This is a genomic window from Pseudaeromonas pectinilytica, from assembly GCF_054780855.1.
On the sequence record NZ_BAAGVN010000228.1, the window covers coordinates 1 to 1714 of the forward strand.

Here is a 1714-nt window from a genome sequence, read left to right on the forward strand (position 1 = left end):
CGGTTTTCGGAGAGTAGCGCGACTGGCCAGCGCGAGGGCGCGATTTTCCCTGGTTAAGTCGGCTATTTAACATATTGCCTGTTTTGCGCAGTCTTTTTTTGCCAACTTTTGATCATGGATCTTGCTTGCACTGCAATTTTCCATGCAGTGCAAGCAATCACTAGTTACGATCAATATATGGATGGTTTCAGGGCTTCTTAGTGAAGCGCATCCCACAGCCTCATAGGTCGGGCCAGCCCCGCGTAAGTGTGACCTGCCCCAGGTTCTTCCTGGCAGAGGCTCCCTTTATGGGGGCCTTTTACTTTTACGAACGTTTGTTTTTAGCTTCTTTCGGGACGCTATGTTCGTGCTTAGGTTTTTTGTTTAAATCCACGCCGATATTAAAGATCCTCAAAGCGATTAGGTGCGGCGTGTTTCTGGTCGATCCTGTGCTATTTTGGGATCCCCGAGACAAACCTCTGGTGCCCCGCGATACAATGCGAGGCAGAATCTATAGATCGGTAGAAAAGAGATGAAAAAAGAGATTTTGGCACTGCTGGTCGTCGTGGCTTGTTGGGGCTCCACCCTGCAGGCGAATGACTGGAAAAATGCCCCCATTTCCGAAGTGCAGAAAGCGGCCGAGCAGGGCAATGTCGATGCCCAATCCCTGCTCGGGTCAATGTACTTCACTGGCCGCGGGGTGGCGCAGGACTACAAGCAGGCGGTAGTTTGGACCCGCAAGGCCGCCGAGCAGGGCGATGCCAAGGCGCAAGGTTTGCTGGGGGTACTGTACAAGTATGGCATGGGGGTGGCACAGGACGACAAGCAAGGGGTGGCTTGGACCCGCAAGGCCGCCGAGCAGGGCAATGTCGATGCCCAATCCCTGCTCGGGGTACTGTACAAGTATGGCATGGGGGTGGCACAGGACGACAAGCAAGCGGTGGCTTGGTCCCGCAAGGCCGCCGAGCAGGGCAATGTCGGTGCGCAAGGTTTGCTGGGGGAAATGTACTTCAATGGCCGCGGGGTGGCGCAGGACTACAAGCAGGCGGTGGCTTGGTCCCGCAAGGCTGCCGAACAGGGCAATGTCTATGCCCAATTCCGGCTCGGGGCAATGTACGCGAATGGTGAGGGGGTGGCGCAGGACTACAAGCAAGCGGTGGCGTGGTTCCGAAAAGCCGCCGAGCAGGGCAATGTCTATGCCCAATTCGTGCTCGGGACAATGTACTTCAATGGCCACGGGGTGGCACAGGACGACAAGCAAGCGGTGGCTTGGATCCGCAAGGCCGCCGAACAGGGCCATGTCGATGCGCAATATAGGCTGGGGTTTATGTACTTCCATGGCCGCGGGGTGGCACAGGACGACAAGCAAGCGGTGGCTTGGATCCGCAAGGCCGCCGAACAGGGCGATGCCAAGGCACAACGTATCCTCGGAATGATGTACGACATCGGTAAGGGTGTGGTGCAGGATAACAAGCTAGCTTACGTCTGGAGTTCGGTGTCTGCCGCCAATGGGGATGTCGAGGCGGCTACAAACCGTGACCTTGTCGCCAAGCGTTTATCGCCTGCGGTATTGGCAGAGGCGCAGGCACTGGCTGGCCAGTATGTTGAACTGTACCAACCCAAGCAGTAACCCCATCTGCTAGTGCGTATAAGGGGCGTTACGGTAAATCCGGCGCCCCTTTTTGTTGTCTGTTGTCTTGGCCGGACATCGAGGGAAGCTGCAGGAGTGGTTTCA

General features: G+C 56.5%; 1 protein-coding gene. It reads left to right on the forward strand.

What is annotated here, in order from left to right; translation table 11 throughout:
* Positions 1–511 precede the first annotated feature (511 nt).
* Positions 512–1609, forward strand: coding sequence for an SEL1-like repeat protein (locus tag ACYVG7_RS10420; RefSeq protein ID WP_460883051.1), 1098 nt, complete (start codon positions 512–514; stop codon positions 1607–1609).
* Positions 1610–1714: the final 105 nt, after the last annotated feature.

Excerpts from the sequence above, each read along its gene's own strand:
- ACYVG7_RS10420 (WP_460883051.1), top strand. The coding sequence starts at position 512 with ATGAAAAAAGAGATTTTGGCACTGCTGGTCGTCGTGGCTTGTTGGGGC.